Source organism: Nocardia carnea (genome assembly GCF_029869215.1).
Taxonomy (GTDB): domain Bacteria; phylum Actinomycetota; class Actinomycetes; order Mycobacteriales; family Mycobacteriaceae; genus Nocardia; species Nocardia carnea_B.
This window is the reverse complement of sequence record NZ_JARWPM010000199.1, coordinates 1-14323: the sequence shown is the minus strand read 5'-3', so window position 1 is coordinate 14323 and position 14323 is coordinate 1. Positions and strand designations below refer to the sequence as shown.

15 protein-coding genes are annotated in these 14323 nt (G+C 68.7%); 8 read left to right on the top strand and 7 right to left on the bottom strand.

Translation table 11 applies throughout. From position 1 onward, the window contains the following. Positions 1-241: 241 nt before the first annotated feature. From acs to QH276_RS13550, 4 genes are all read left to right on the top strand, one after another. The gene (gene acs / locus QH276_RS13565) at positions 242-2197 is read left to right on the top strand and encodes an acetate--CoA ligase (RefSeq protein WP_280402316.1); all 1956 of its coding nucleotides are present in this window, start codon (positions 242-244) and stop codon (positions 2195-2197) included. 266 nt (positions 2198-2463) lie between these two features. Beyond that, positions 2464-3675: a Na+/H+ antiporter NhaA gene (nhaA, locus tag QH276_RS13560; RefSeq protein ID WP_280402325.1), complete on the top strand. Its 1212-nt coding sequence runs from the start codon at positions 2464-2466 to the stop codon at positions 3673-3675. 37 nt (positions 3676-3712) lie between these two features. Further along, entirely contained in the window at positions 3713-4210 is a 498-nt protein-coding gene (locus QH276_RS13555; RefSeq protein WP_280402315.1) for a phage holin family protein, read from the top strand. A 48-nt stretch (positions 4211-4258) separates the two neighbouring features. Beyond that, positions 4259-5227, top strand: a complete 969-nt coding sequence (locus tag QH276_RS13550; protein ID WP_280402314.1) for an alpha/beta fold hydrolase — start codon at positions 4259-4261, stop codon at positions 5225-5227. Between the two features lie 314 nt (positions 5228-5541). Here QH276_RS13550 and QH276_RS13545 read toward each other — a convergent pair whose 3' ends face one another. From QH276_RS13545 to nth, 4 genes are all read right to left on the bottom strand, one after another. Continuing rightward, complete coding sequence (locus QH276_RS13545; RefSeq protein ID WP_280406747.1) at positions 5542-6735, bottom strand: MarP family serine protease; 1194 nt, start codon at positions 6733-6735, stop codon at positions 5542-5544. Further along, entirely contained in the window at positions 6732-7436 is a 705-nt protein-coding gene (locus QH276_RS13540; RefSeq protein ID WP_432278744.1) for an NUDIX hydrolase, read from the bottom strand. The genes QH276_RS13545 and QH276_RS13540 overlap by 4 nt, the downstream gene beginning before the upstream one ends. A gap of 64 nt (positions 7437-7500) precedes the next feature. Next, the gene (locus tag QH276_RS13535; protein WP_280402312.1) at positions 7501-8151 is read right to left on the bottom strand and encodes a TlpA disulfide reductase family protein; all 651 of its coding nucleotides are present in this window, start codon (positions 8149-8151) and stop codon (positions 7501-7503) included. Continuing rightward, a complete protein-coding gene (gene nth, locus QH276_RS13530) occupies positions 8148-8909 on the bottom strand; it encodes an endonuclease III (RefSeq protein ID WP_280402323.1) in 762 nt (253 codons plus the stop codon). Before nth ends, QH276_RS13535 begins: the two co-directional genes overlap by 4 nt. A 178-nt stretch (positions 8910-9087) precedes the next feature. Between nth and QH276_RS13525 the strand changes: the two genes are divergently transcribed. Both QH276_RS13525 and QH276_RS13520 read left to right on the top strand, forming a co-directional pair. After that, on the top strand, positions 9088-9327 hold the full coding sequence (locus QH276_RS13525; protein ID WP_280402311.1) for a hypothetical protein: 240 nt from the start codon (positions 9088-9090) through the stop codon (positions 9325-9327). A 153-nt stretch (positions 9328-9480) separates the two neighbouring features. Continuing rightward, positions 9481-10155 (top strand): Crp/Fnr family transcriptional regulator, encoded by a 675-nt coding sequence (locus QH276_RS13520; RefSeq protein ID WP_033243926.1) that lies wholly within the window; start codon positions 9481-9483, stop codon positions 10153-10155. A gap of 57 nt (positions 10156-10212) precedes the next feature. Here QH276_RS13520 and QH276_RS13515 read toward each other — a convergent pair whose 3' ends face one another. From QH276_RS13515 to QH276_RS13505, 3 genes are all read right to left on the bottom strand, one after another. After that, positions 10213-11007 (bottom strand): MBL fold metallo-hydrolase, encoded by a 795-nt coding sequence (locus tag QH276_RS13515; protein WP_280402310.1) that lies wholly within the window; start codon positions 11005-11007, stop codon positions 10213-10215. An 84-nt stretch (positions 11008-11091) separates the two neighbouring features. Continuing rightward, positions 11092-11562 carry a RidA family protein gene (locus QH276_RS13510; protein ID WP_280402309.1) on the bottom strand — a complete coding sequence of 157 codons (471 nt, stop codon included), beginning with the start codon at positions 11560-11562 and terminating at the stop codon, positions 11092-11094. A 20-nt stretch (positions 11563-11582) separates the two neighbouring features. Beyond that, positions 11583-11747 (bottom strand): DUF4177 domain-containing protein, encoded by a 165-nt coding sequence (locus QH276_RS13505; RefSeq protein WP_280402308.1) that lies wholly within the window; start codon positions 11745-11747, stop codon positions 11583-11585. Between the two features lie 168 nt (positions 11748-11915). On the opposite strand from QH276_RS13505, the gene QH276_RS13500 reads away from it, so the two are divergent. Both QH276_RS13500 and QH276_RS13495 read left to right on the top strand, forming a co-directional pair. Continuing rightward, positions 11916-12935, top strand: a complete 1020-nt coding sequence (locus QH276_RS13500) for an ArsA-related P-loop ATPase (RefSeq protein ID WP_280402322.1) — start codon at positions 11916-11918, stop codon at positions 12933-12935. After that, positions 12932-14071 (top strand): ArsA family ATPase, encoded by a 1140-nt coding sequence (locus tag QH276_RS13495; protein WP_280402307.1) that lies wholly within the window; start codon positions 12932-12934, stop codon positions 14069-14071. Before QH276_RS13500 ends, QH276_RS13495 begins: the two co-directional genes overlap by 4 nt. Positions 14072-14323 lie beyond the last annotated feature (252 nt).

Here is a 14323-nt window from a genome sequence, read left to right as displayed (position 1 = left end):
GGTCCCGGCCCACACCTCGCAGAGTTGCCCGATGATATCGGCCCCCGCCGGTTCACGCAGAGCTTCGTGGACCTCGCGCCGGATCCGGGTCTTCCCCCGCGACCGACCGTTCGTCCCCTCCCGGCTGCCGTTCACCCGGCAGGCGCGGCCATTCGCCGGGGATCTCCTCGACCGGCCCGCGAAGAGTTTAGGGTCACAGGTGGCCCCTCATGGTGCAGGTAACGCGAAGGAAGTGACTCAGATGACCGAAACCGCCGATCACCCGGACGCCTACCCGCCGAGCGCGGAGTTCGCTGCCGCGGCGAATGTGGATGCGGGTATCTACGAGCGTGCCGCGCAGGATCGCGAAGGGTTCTGGGCGGAGCAGGCCGAACACCTGCACTGGCATCAGCGCTGGAACCAGGTGCTGGACTGGAGTGCGGCGCCGGTGGCGAAATGGTTCGTCGGCGGACGCCTGAACGTCGCCTACAACTGTGTGGACCGGCATGTCCTCGAGGGCCGCGGCGACAAGGTCGCGCTGCACTGGGAGGGCGAACCCGGCGATTCGCGCACGATCACCTACGCCGACCTGCTCGCCGAGGTCGGCCGGGCGGCCAACTACCTGACCTCGCTCGGTTTGATGGCGGGCGACCGGGTCGCCATCTACATGCCGATGATCCCGGAAACCATCGTGGCGATGCTGGCCTGTGCGCGCCTCGGGCTGACGCATTCGCTGGTTTTCGCCGGGTTCTCCCCCACCGCCCTCCGGCAGCGCATCGACGACGCCGAAGCGCGCCTGGTGATCACCACCGACGGGCAATGGCGCCGCGGTAACCCGGCGCCGCTGAAAGAGGCGGTCGACGAGGCGCTGTTCGCGCACGGCGATGTGCCGTCCAGCGTGGAACATGTGCTGGTGGTGCGCCGGGTCGGGATCGAGGTGGCCTGGACCGAGGGACGCGACCTGTGGTGGCACGAGACCGTCGCCGCGGCCGAGCCGGCCCACGAGGCCGAGGCGTTCGATTCCGAGCATCCACTGTTCATCCTGTACACCTCGGGCACCACCGGTAAGCCCAAGGGCATCCTGCACACCAGCGGCGGATACCTCACCCAGACCAGCTACACCCACCGCGTGGTGTTCGACCACAAGCCGGAAACCGACATCTACTGGTGCACCGCCGATGTCGGCTGGGTCACCGGGCACAGCTATATCGTCTACGGCCCGCTGGCCAACGGCGCCACCCAGGTGCTCTACGAGGGCACCCCGAATTTCCCCGACGAGCACCGGCACTGGCAGATCGTCGAGAAGTACGGGGTCACGATCTACTACACGGCGCCCACGCTGGTGCGCACCTTCATGAAGTGGGGCCGCCAGATTCCGGACGCACACGATCTGTCCTCGATCCGGCTGCTCGGCTCGGTCGGCGAACCGATCAACCCGGAGGCCTGGCGCTGGTACCGCGATGTGATCGGCGGCGGCAAGGCGCCGATCGTCGATACCTGGTGGCAGACCGAAACCGGCGCCATCATGATCTCCCCGCTGCCCGGTATCACCGCCACCAAACCGGGTGCCGCGATGACCCCGCTGCCCGGTATCTCCGCGCGGGTGGTGGACGAGGAAGGCAATACCGTGCGCCGCGGCGAGACCGAGGCCAACGGCTACCTCGTCCTCGACCAGCCGTGGCCGTCGATGCTGCGCGGCATCTGGGGCGATATGGACCGCTACCGCGCCACCTATTGGGAGCGTTTCGCCGAACAGGGCTGGTACTTCGCCGGCGACGGCGCGAAGCTCGACGTCAACGGCGATCTGTGGGTGCTCGGCCGGGTCGACGACGTGATGAATGTATCCGGGCATCGCATCTCCACCGCCGAGGTCGAATCCGCGCTGGTCGGCCATGCCGGGGTCGCGGAGGCGGCGGTGGTCGGCGCCACCGACGAGACCACCGGCCAGGGGATCGTGGCCTTCGTGATCCTGGCGGCCGGCGCCACCGACAACGGCGCGGCGATGGTCGACGAGCTCAAGGCCGAGGTCGCCCGCGAGATCAGCCCGATCGCCCGGCCGCGGGAGATCCATGTGGTGCCCGAGCTGCCCAAGACCCGCAGCGGCAAGATCATGCGCCGGCTGCTGCGCGATGTGGCCGAGGGCCGCGAACTCGGCGACACCTCCACCCTGGTCGACCCGCAGGTATTCGAGAACATTCGCGCGGGTCGTTCGGAGTAGGCCCGAGGCAGGCCGGGGCGGCGGACCGATCGCCCCGGCCCGTTCTCGGCTCGGATGGACCCATGCGGGCAGACCCGTGCCGCGGTGCGCGCGGAACACGCGGTCACCACCATGCGGACCATGCCTTACCGACGCGAATCGGGCGACCGTTAAGATTACTTACGGTGTGCCGGGAAGTCTGGTCGGCGAGAGATTCGCGCGCCCTCGAGAGATGACTCCGGACGGGCGGGCGTGGAGATGTCCGTACGACCGAGAGGTTTCCCGTGCTGAGCAGTCCACGGTCCGAACTTGCCAGATACCTGCGGACCGAGACTGTCGGCGGATCATTGTTGCTGATCGCCGCGGCAGTGGCCCTGCTCTGGGCCAATTCACCGTGGAGCGAGACCTACCTGGCACTGTCCGATACGCATCTGCCCATTCCGCCCCTGCATCTGGACCTGACCGTCGCCGAATGGGCAAAGGACGGCTTGCTCGCGATCTTCTTCTTCGTCGCCGGCCTGGAACTGAAACGTGAGCTGGTCGTCGGTGAACTGGCCGACCCGAAACGCGCGGCGCTGCCGATCATCGCCGCCGTCGGTGGCGTGGTGACCCCGGCGATCATCGCCTACTCCGTGGGTTTCGGCGTCGACGGGATGGATCAGGCCTGGGCCATCCCGGTCGCCACCGATATCGCCTTCGCACTCGCTGTACTCGCCATGACGGGGTCGCGGATCCCGGCCAGCGCGCGGGTTTTCCTGCTCAGCCTCGCGGTCGTCGACGATTTGATGGCGATCGTGCTCATCGCGGTGCTGTTCACCACCGGGCTGGCCTTCACCTGGCTGCTGGCGGCGCTGGCCTGCTGCGCGGCCTGGTGGTTCGCCCAGCACCGGCGCTGGACATCGCCGCTGATCTACCTCGTGATCGGGCTCGTGTGCTGGTACGCCCTGCACGAGGCCCATATCCATCCCACGCTGGCTGGAGTGGCCTGCGGCCTGCTCACCCGGGTGCGCCCCGACGAGGGCGAGGACGAAGCTCCCGCAACCCGCTGGGAACACCGGGTCCAGCCGATCTCCGCCGGACTGTGTGTGCCGCTGTTCGCCCTGTTCGCCTCCGGCGTGCCGTTCAATATCGAGGTCCTCGGCGACCTGTTCACCGAACGCCTTTCCCTGGCGATCATTCTCGGCCTGCTGTTCGGCAAGATCATCGGCATCTTCGGTATCAGCTGGATCGCGATACGCTTCGGGATCGCCAAACGCCCCGCGCGGCTGGGTTATCGCGATATGTTCGCCCTGTCGGTGCTGGGCGCGATCGGGTTCACCGTTAGCCTGCTGGTGGCGGAACTGGCGCTGGAGGACTATCCCGAATCCGCCGAATTGGCCAAGGCCGCGGTCCTGGTGACCTCCATGGCCGCATCGTTGATCGGTTCGGCGCTACTGTTGCGGCGTGGGCGTGTCCACGAAGCACAGCGCGACGCGGATGCGCTAGAACCAGAACAGTAAGACCGAGCAGGATCGGGACAGGGAGAGGGTCGACCACGTGAGTGTCACACAGGGCGGTAACGGCGACGGCGCGCGAGGCGGCACAGTCACCTCGATTCCGCTGTCCGAGATCGACCCGCACGCTTCGGCCAGTTTCGGCAGTCTGGTCCGCGATGCCTCCGAACAGGTCTCGACCCTGGTCCGCGCCGAGGTGGCTCTTGCCAAGGCCGAGGTCACCGGTGAGATCAAGAAGGGCCTGCAGGGCAGCGTCTTCTTCATCGGCGCGCTGACCGTGCTGCTGTTCAGCAGTTTCTTCTTCTTCTTCGCGGTCGCCGAGACGCTGGATATCTGGCTCACCCGCTGGGCGGCGTTCTGGATCGTCTTCGCGTTCATGATCCTGGTGACGGCGCTGCTGGCGTTCCTCGGTTACCGGAAGGTCAAGAAACTGCGGGCACCGGAGAAGACGATCGATTCGCTCAAGCAGACCCGCACGGTGCTGCCTTCCGGATTCGGTAGTCACGACGACCCGAGCGCGCTGGCGAAAACCACCCGCTGAGCGGGTCAGGCACCGGAGGCGGCCGGGCGTTCACTACGCTCGGACGCCGTGGCGTCGAACTTTCCACCCGACCCGTCGAGCGTCCGCTACGACGGCGCCTGGACGCACCGTGATGTGCACGCCAACGGGATACGGCTGCACGTGGCCTCCGCCGGACCGGGCGACCCCGAGGCACCATTGGTGGTGCTGTTGCACGGGTTCGCCGATTTCTGGTGGACCTGGCGGCATCAGCTCACCGCGCTGGCCGCCCTCGGCTATCACGCGGTCGCGGTGGATCTGCGCGGCTACGGCGACAGCGACAAACCCCCGCGCGGCTACGACGGCTGGACCCTGGCCGGTGATATCGCCGGCCTGATCCGCGCGCTCGGCTACGGCAGCGCGACCCTCGTCGGGCATGCCGACGGCGGGCTGGTCTGCTGGGCGACCGCGGTCCTGCATCCGCGGCTGGTGCGGGCGATCGCGGTGGTGTCCTCACCACACCCGGCGGCCCTGAAGAGCGCGGTATGGCGCGACAACGCACAGCGCCGCGCCTTCCTTCCGGGCTTCCTGAACGCGCAGCTCCCGCGATATCCCGAATACCGGCTCACCCGCGACCACGGTCGCGGCGCCGCCGATCTGCTCACCGGCCGCAGTTCGCCGGCCTGGGCCGACACCGCGGAATGCGCCGAGACGGCGCGACGGATGAGTTCGGCCATCCGGATCCCCGGCGCGGCCCATTGCGCGCTGGAATACCAGCGGTGGGCCTTCCGCAGCCAGTGGCGCGCCGACGGCCGCCGCTTCATCGCCGTGATGCGCAAACCCGTGGGTATCCCGGTGGTTTCCCTGCGGGGCGAGCTCGACCCGTACATCCTGCCGGACACCGTGCGCCGCGGCTCGCACCTGTCACCCCGCCGGCGGGTGGTGACCGTGCCCGACGCCGGGCATTTCGCACACCAGGAGAACCCCGACGCGGTCACCGCCGAAATCGCCAAACTCCTCGGCGAATACGACGAGCGAAGACCCGACCGCTACGCCTGAAACACCTCCGGTCACGCTCGGCACCGCGTCGTCGTAGTAGCTCGGCGCCACACCGACACAAGTGCTCGGCACCACCGCGCAACGCGTTCGGCACCGAACCGCCGCAGGCCGCTCGCCTGGATCGGTTTTGTCGCCCATCTCGTCGGTGGGCACCGTCCGGGCGTACCGGTTGCCTCTGCCGGCAACGAGTCCTCGATTTACCCGGGCCGATACGGGCCCGCAGCACGGCGCGGGACGTCGCCGTTCCCGGAGACCGAGCGCGGCCCACCACCTGCCTCCTGCCCGGCCCGGTAGCGTGCTGCCGGGCCGCGCGGTCAGCTCAGCACACAAGGTCCCGTAGCGACCGGCAGCGTCGATGCGGGCGCCGCGGTGATCCGTTCCCGGACCTCGTCCAGGGTCAGCACATAGCCGGTGTCGTCGTCGGTGACGGCGGCGCCGAACACCACGCCGAGCACATTGCCCTCGGTATCGACCAGCGGGCCACCGGAATTACCCGCCCGCACCTGACCGCGCACCGTGTACACCTCACGCTCGACGGTGCCGTCGCGGTAGATGGTGGGCCCGGTGAGATCCAGGGTTTCCCGGACCCGGGCGGCACTGGCCGTGTACCGGCCGCCGCCGGGGTAACCGAGCACGATCGCGCTTTCCCCGGAAACCGCCGCCTCCGGCGCCTGCGGGATCACCGGCGCCGTGAGACCGGGCACCGACAGCACCGCGATATCCATGGACGGATCGAATTCCACCACCGTCGCTTCCAGCGGCCCCGCAGCGGAATCCACCGTCACGCTGGTGGTTCCGGCCACCACGTGCGCGTTGGTCATCACCCGTTCGGGAGCGACCACGAACCCGGACCCTTCGAGCGCCCGCTGACAGCTCGGCGCGACCCCGCGGATCCGCAGCACACTCTGCTGGAGCGAACCGGCCACCGGGCTGGCCAGCACACTCGGATCCGGCGGTTCCACCGCGGCGATGGGCGCGCGCCCGAACGGCCCGATCACATCCGGAAGACCCGAGGTGTTCAGCAGTTTCGAGAACTCGTTGGGCAGGGTGCGCAACCAGTCCGGCGCGACCCGGTTCACATCGGCGAGCACCCGCGAGCTGTTGATGGCCGCGGCGATGGCCGGTTGGGAGGAGGTCGCCAGCGGCAACGCCAGCAGCCAGGCCGTCACCAGTACCGCACCGGCCATGAGCACCGCGCCGACCGTACTGTCGGCGCTGCGTGCGAAAGGATGGCGCATCCCGCTGCGCGCCGCCCGGCCGAGCACCATCCCGGCGATCTCCCCGACGATCACCAGCAGCACGATGAGCAGCACCCCGGCCAGCACCCGGCTACGGCCCTCGTCGATGTGCACGAGGATATGCGGCGCGATCAGGATGCCGGCGACCGCACCGAGCACCACCCCGAGAAAAGCCAGCGCCGACCCCACCGCCCCCTGCCGCCACCCGGAGGAGGCAGCCAGCAACGCCAAGATCACCACTGCGATATCGAGCCACGCAGACGAGCTCACAACACCATCCCCACCGCGGCCAGCGCCTGTTCCAGATCACGCACGTCGGTTCGGTCCCATTCCGCTTCCCAGCCCAGCGAAGTCACAAGTCCGGCCAGTATGCCGCCGGTGAGCCCCCAGACCAACATTCCGTCCACCTGGAACGCCGGACTCCGGTACCCGAGGGCGCTGCGCACCAGGAACCGGTTCGCCGGATCCAGCAGCTCGGACATCGGTACGCGGACCACCCGATCGGTTTCCCCGCGATCCATCACCCGCACCTCGCTCGGGGTGCGCCAATAGGCGACCACCGGCGTCACATCGAATCGCGAGGGCGGAACGAACAACTTCGGCAGGGTTGTGATCGGCTCGACGCCCGACCGGTCGAGTCCGGTCTCCTCCCACGCTTCCCGGAGGGCGGTATCGATCGGCCCGTCGTCGCCCGGGTCCACCGCGCCGCCGGGGAAGGCGACCTGCCCGCGGTGGTTGCGCATGGTGGACGCGCGCTGGGTCAGCAGCACCTCGGCGTCGGCCGGGAGCCCGCCCGGCGCGCCGGGATCACCGGCCGGGTCGCCGGCGAACAACACCAGCACCGCGGCCTGCCGCACCTTGCCCGCCATCGTGCGCCGGAGAACCCGCGTCCGGCCGAGGGTATCGGCGAAATCGGGCAGCCCGGGACCGGCCGCCCGGCTGAGCCAGGACGGCACCTGCTCGTCGGTCAAGAAGCCTCCCTCGAAACGAATACCTGCGGTCGTCGGCGACCGTGGGGAGGACGGGAACAGCTCGTCACGCGGCAACTCCCAGGGCACCGGCCACAGTCTCGGCGATATCGGTGACATCGCGGAACGGGCGGGCGACATAGTCGGCGATCGAGCCGTCCGGCCGGACCAGCACGGTGATCGGCAGCGCGTTCGGCGCGTTCGCCGCGGCACGGATCCGGGCATCGGGATCCTGCAGGCCGGGTAGCCGCAGTTCCGGACGGTGTTGTGCGCGCAGGTCGCGGTTGAGCGCGGCCAGCAGGGACAGTGCCTTGGCCTCGTCCGGGTCGCTGTGCACGGTGAGCACCCGCACCGCGGGGCCGGCCCGGTCCGCGTACTCCTGGAACAGGGGTAGCTCGGTACGGCAGGGCTCACACCAGTAGGCCCACAGGTTCAGCACCATCGGCTCACCGATCATCCGGCCGGGCGCCGCGGGCGCCCCGTCGGCCAGGCAGCTCGCGACGATATCGGCCAGCGGGCCCGCCGCGGCGGCGGATTCCGGCGGACAATCCGCCGCCCCCGATTCCTGCCGCAGGGCCGGCTCGATCCGGGTGGGTTCCGGCGACGCCTGGGTTCCCGGGGAATCCGAATCGCCGCGCGGCCACAATGCCGCCGCTGCCGCGACAGCCACGATTACCACCGTCAATGCCCATTTCCAGAAAACCGGTACTCGGCTCACCGGCCCACCAGTTCGAGCAGATGCGCTTTCTCCGGCCCCTTCACCAATGCGGCGGCACTTTCCGGATCCGTCGGGCCGGCCCCGAACGAAGGGCAGTCCTTGGCCAGCACGCAGACGCCGCACGCGGGTTTACGCGCGTGGCAGACACGGCGCCCGTGGAAGATCACCCGATGGGACAGCATCGTCCATTCCTTGCGTTCGATGAGCGCACCCACGACGTGCTCGACCTTGACCGGGTCTTCCTCCGTGGTCCAGCCCCAGCGACGCACCAGCCGGCCGAAATGGGTGTCGACCGTGATACCCGGAATTCCGAACGCGTTACCGAGAATGACATTGGCAGTTTTACGGCCGATCCCGGGTAACCGGACCAGCTCCGCCATGGTGTGAGGTAACTCACCGTCGTGACGTTCGAGCAGAGCCTGTCCGAGCCCGATCAGCGAATTGGCTTTGTTGCGGTAGAAACCCGTCGGCCGGATGAGTTCTTCCAGCTCCGTACGGTTCGCCTCGGCGTAGGCCCGGGCATCCGGATAGGCCGCGAAAAGTGCGGGAGTGGTCATATTCACTCGCACATCCGTGCACTGCGCGGACAGGATCGTGGCGACCGCCAATTCCAGCGGAGTACCGAAATCCAATTCGCAGTGCGCGTCCGGAAATGCCCGTGCCAGCATCCGGTTCATCCGGCGCGCCCGGCGCACCAGACCCAATTGTGTCTCCGCCGGTCGCGAGCGGGTTTTCCGATTTCCGGCCCCACCGGACACCGAGCGCCCCGCGGCTGTGGCGGCGGTTCCGGAAAGGGGGCTTCCGGCGGTATCGGAGGGGGTGATTCGCACCCGTCCACCATACGGAACCCGCCGACAACGTTGTCCTGCCAGTTCTGGTCCCGTATTCCATCTGAGACCTCGACCGTGTTTACTACCCGGCATGCAAGGACTCGCTGTGGCGCTCTTCCCAGTGGTGTTGATGCTGTTCGCCCTCGGTATGGAACGAGTGGAGAACCGTCTGCGCAAACTTGTCGAGCCCGACGAGGAAGTCCAGGCCTACCTGGACAAGGCCAGCAACGCCGAGGTCAACGAGCTCACCAAGCTCGGCCTACCGGCGGCGGTCGCGCGTATGCGCCGACGCCGCAACCGCACCGAGGAGGCCGAGGACTCCCTCGATATCGCCCGGGCGAGCTGATCCGCGCGCCCACTACCGCGCGCGGGCCGCGTTCCGGTTAACCTTCCTTACGTGGTGTCTGTCACTGCGCGCCGATAGGGCCGCGTAGACTGCACTGTCGGCCGACTCGCATCGGCCCGACGACTACAGCCATTCCCGATAAGGAGCACATTCGTGGACGAGGCCCTCGCCAGAGCAGGCATCTTCCAAGGCGTTGAGCCCACCGCGGTGGCTGCGCTCGCCAAACAGCTGCAGCCCGTGGATTTCCCCCGCGGCCACGTCATCTTCAACGAAGGTGAACCCGGCGATCGGCTGTACATCATTACGGCCGGCAAAGTGAAGCTGGGCAGGCGTTCCCCGGACGGCCGGGAGAACCTGCTGACCATCATGGGCCCGTCGGATATGTTCGGCGAACTGTCCATCTTCGATCCGGGCCCGCGCACCTCCACCGCTACCACGGTCACCGAGGTCCGTGCCGTCACCATGGATCGGGACGCGCTCAAGTCCTGGATCGATCAGCGCCCGGAGATCGCCGAGCAGCTGCTGCGGGTGCTGGCCCGGCGATTGCGCCGCACCAACAACAACCTCGCGGACCTGATCTTCACCGATGTCCCCGGCCGGGTCGCCAAGGCGCTGCTGCAGCTCGCCCAGCGTTTCGGCACCCAGGAGGCCGGCGCGCTGCGGGTCACCCACGATCTGACCCAGGAGGAGATCGCCCAGCTGGTGGGCGCTTCCCGGGAAACGGTCAACAAGGCGCTCGCCGATTTCGCGCATCGCGGCTGGCTGCGGCTCGAGGGCAAGAGCGTGCTGATCTCCGATTCCGAGCGGCTGGCCCGCCGGGCCCGCTGAGTTCCCGCGGAACCGGCCCAACCCCGGTCGGGGGTGGGCCGGGTGCGGCACGCACAATTACGCGTCCGCTTCGGAGCGCAGGTAGGTGAGCTGCGATTCGACCGAGCTGCGGGCCGCCGGCCACAGGCTCTCGTCCACGTCGGCGTACACCTTGCGGACCACGTCCATGGCATCGGCGTCCGCACCGAGTTCGTCCAGCGCGGAACGCACCTGCGCGAGCCGTTCGTGCCGGTGCGCGATGTAGTACCGCGCTACCGGTTCCAGGTCGGGATGGTCGGGGCCGTGCGCGGGCAGGAGTGCCCGTCCGGCGCCCGCTTCCAGCAGCCGGTCCATCGAGCGCAGGTAATCGCGCAGGGTGCCGTCGCGGTCGAGAACGGTGGTCCCGCGTCCCAGGATTGTGTCGCCGCTGAGCACCGCGTCGGAAAGCAGGAAGCTCACCGAATCAGCCGTATGCCCGGGGGTGTGCAGCACGGTGATCCGCAGACCGGCGGCCTCGATCACCTCGCCATCGGTCAGCGGTTCCACATCGCCGCGCAGGAATTGCGGGTCCATGGCCCGCACCGGGGTCCCCGTGCGCCGGACCAATTCGTCGATCCCGCCGGTGTGGTCGGGGTGGCGGTGCGTGATCAGCGTGAGCGCCACAGCGCCCCCGGTGACCTCGACGATCGCGGCGATATGGTCCGGCTCGTCGGGTCCTGGATCGACCACCACACAGTCGGTGTGCCCGGGTGCCCGCAGGATCCAGGTGTTGGTCCCGTCCAGCGTCATCGGCCCCGGATTGTCCGCGAGCAGTACCGCCGCGGACGGCGTGACCGCGCGCAATTGCCCGTAGGCCGGATGAGTGAGTGTCATCGGCGACACCTCCGATCAGAAAGCAGCACAATCGAATCTACGGGCCGTCCCGGGCCTGTGCCGATCGGGGCCGCAGTGGTGCTCCTAACGGACCTCGGCGATCAGTTCGACCTCCACCGGAGTGTTCTTGGGTAGTTCGGAAACGCCGACCGCCGAACGGGCGTGCGCTCCGGCCGGGCCGAACACCTCGCCCAGGAATTCCGAGGCGCCGTTGATCACCAGCGGCTGATCGGTGAAGCCCGGGGCGGACGCCACGAAACCGACCACCTTCACGATCCGCACCACCGCGTCGAGACCCACCAGATCGTGCACCGCGGCCAGGGCGTTGAGTGCGCACCAGCGGGCCGCGAGCGCCGCCTCCTCGAGCGTTACCTCGGCGCCGACCTTGCCGACCGCCGTCAGCTCCCCGGCGACGAAGGGCAATTGCCCGGAGGTGTACACATACGAGCCGGTCCGGACCGCCGGCAGGTAGGCGGCGACCGGGGCCACCACCTCGGGCACCGTCAGGCCCAGCCGGTCGAGGTTGGCCCGCCATTCGGTCGCGGGTGCGCTCATCTCGGATTCCCCCACGGCGCTTACTGCTTCGGCCGCTTCAGATACGCGACATGCTGCTCTCCGGTGGGCCCGGGCAGCACGGTCACCAGTTCCCAGCCATCGGCGCCCCACTGGTCCAGGATCTGTTTGGTCGCATGCGTCAGCAGCGGCACGGTCGCGTATTCCCACTGGGTGATATCGCTCATGCGCACCGAGCGTACTGGGTGCCGGGCCCGGCGCCGGGCGCAGGACCACTGTGGCCGTACAGGTGTCGGGCTCCCGGTGTCTGGTACACCACAGCAGGACAAACCGGAGTATGCGGGCATCCGTCCGGTCCGGGTTATAGGCTCGCGACCGTGGCAGAACCAACGACGATGCCGGAATCGGCCGAGCCCGACCTGAAAACCGGGTGGCCCGAGCGTGCGGCGAACGCCCGGCTGCACTATGTCTCCGGTAAGGGCGGCACCGGTAAGTCCACGGTGGCCGGGGCTCTGGCATTGGCGCTGGCCGCGGGCGGACGCCGCGTCCTGCTGGTCGAGGTGGAGAATCGGCAATCGATCGCGCAGTTGTTCGATCTGCCGCCGCTGCCGCCCACCGAAACGAAGATCGCCACCGCCGACGGTGGTGGCGAGGTGGTCGCCCTGGCGCTCGATATCGAACACGCCTTCCTCGAATACCTCGAAATGTTCTACAACCTCGGCTTCGCCGGCCGGGCGATGCGCCGGATGGGCGCGATCGATTTCGTCACCACGATCGCGCCGGGCCTACGGGATGTCATTCTCACCGGCAAGATCAAGGAATGCGTGGTCCGGACCGACAGACAAGGCTCGCCGGTCTACGACGAAGTGGTGGTCGATGCCCCGCCGACCGGGCGGATCGCCAGTTTCCTGGATGTCACCAAGGCGATGGCCGAACTCGCCAAGGGCGGGCCGATCGCCGGGCAGGCCGAAAGCGTCTCACGGCTGCTGCACTCGGACCAGACCATGATCCACCTGGTCACCCTGCTCGAGGCGTTGCCCGTACAGGAGACCCTCGACGCCGTCGCCGAGCTGAGCGCCAACGATCTGCGGATCGGCAGCGTGATCGTCAACCGGGCCGCGCAGAGCCCGCTGAGCGTGGAAGCCCGGGCGAGCGCGGCCGCCGGTGAACTCGATACCGAAGCACTGCGCGCCGGTTTGGCAAGCGCCGGAATCGACCTGTCCGCAGCCGATTTCGCCGGCCTGCTCACTGAGACGGTCGAGCATTCGGCCACGCTGACCGCCCAGGATCGCAGCGCCGCGGACCTGCTGGACCTGGATATCGCCCGGCTACAGCTGCCCACCCTCGCCGAGGGGATGGATCTCGGGGGCCTGTACGAACTGGCCGCCTATCTGACCGAACAGGGAGTCCGATGAGCACCCGACCCGCCGGCCCGGCCCCCCTCGACCTCTCCGGCATCCTCGCCGACCCCACCGCCCGGGTCGTGGTGTGCTGCGGCTCCGGCGGCGTGGGCAAAACCACCACCGCCGCCGCGATCGCGCTGCGCGCGGCCGAACAGGGGCGCAAGGTCGTGGTGCTCACGATCGACCCGGCGCGGCGACTGGCCCAGTCGCTGGGGGTCGCGGATCTGGACAACAGCCCGCAGCGGGTCGCGCTGGGCCCCGAGGCCAAGGGCGAACTGCACGCGATGATGCTGAACATGCGGCGCACATTCGACGAGATGGTGCTCGAACACACCACCCCGGAGAAGGCCGAGCAGATCTTCGCCAACCCCTTCTATCAGGCGGTGGCCTCCTCGTTCGGCGGCACCCAGGAATACATGGCCATGGAGAAGCTGGGTCAGCTCGCGGGCCGCCGCGAATGGGATCTGATCGTCGTGGACACCCCGCCGTCGCGTAACGCGCTGGATTTCCTGGATGCCCCCAAACGGCTCGGTACTTTCCTCGAGGGACGGATGATCCGCGTGATCATGGCGCCCGGCCGGGGTGTCGGGCGGTTCGTCACCGGCGCGATGAGCCTGGCGGTACGGGGTGTGTCGACCGTTGTCGGCGGCCAGATGCTCAAGGACGCGTCGAACTTCCTGCAATCGCTGGAATCGCTGTTCGGCGGGTTCCAGGAGCGGGCCAACCGCACCTTCGCGATGCTCGCCCGGCCCGGCACGCATTTCCTCGTGATCGCCGCGCCGGAACCCGACGCGCTGCGGGAGGCGTCGTTCTTCGTGGACCGGCTGTCCACCGAGAAGATGCCGCTGGCCGGGCTGGTCCTCAACCGGACCCATCCGGTGCTGTGCTCGCTACCGGCCGATCACGCCCTCACCGCCGCCGACCGGGTCGCCGAATCCGACCCGCTGACGGCCGGTGTGTTGCGGGTGCACGCCCACCGGGTCGCGATCTCGCGGCGGGAGCAGCATCTGTTGCACCGGTTCACCGGCGCCCATCCGCGAGTGCCGATGGTTTCGGTCACCGCCCTGCCGTTCGATGTCACCGATCTGTCGGCGCTGCGTGCTGTCGGCGCTCAATTGGTAGGCGAACAGGCCACGGCCGCCGGCTGACCGCGGTACGCCCGATGGATCGGCGGGGGGGGGGGGGGGGGGGGGGGGGGGGGGGGGCGGGGGGGGGTGAAAGGGGTATATGTAATAAGGACAACGAGGGGGGGGGGGGGGGGGGGGGGTGGTGGGGCCGCGGGCGTCACCGCGTCGGTGCTGGTGATGCGCCGCGACGGGCCGCGGCAGTGGCTGGCCTCGATCGCAATCGCCCTGGTGAACGTGCTGCTGCTGATCGTGTACGGGCGGATGTCGGGCGAC

What these genes read in the sequence shown, in the direction of transcription:
- acs (WP_280402316.1), top strand. Translation starts at nt 242, where the DNA reads ATGACCGAAACCGCCGATCACCCGGACGCCTACCCGCCGAGCGCGGAG.
- QH276_RS13515 (WP_280402310.1), bottom strand. Translation starts at nt 11,007, where the DNA reads ATGACACTCACTCATCCGGCCTACGGGCAATTGCGCGCGGTCACGCCG.
- QH276_RS13510 (WP_280402309.1), bottom strand. Translation starts at nt 11,562, where the DNA reads ATGAGCGCACCCGCGACCGAATGGCGGGCCAACCTCGACCGGCTGGGC.
- QH276_RS13505 (WP_280402308.1), bottom strand. Translation starts at nt 11,747, where the DNA reads ATGAGCGATATCACCCAGTGGGAATACGCGACCGTGCCGCTGCTGACG.
- QH276_RS13500 (WP_280402322.1), top strand. Translation starts at nt 11,916, where the DNA reads ATGCCGGAATCGGCCGAGCCCGACCTGAAAACCGGGTGGCCCGAGCGT.
- QH276_RS13495 (WP_280402307.1), top strand. Translation starts at nt 12,932, where the DNA reads ATGAGCACCCGACCCGCCGGCCCGGCCCCCCTCGACCTCTCCGGCATC.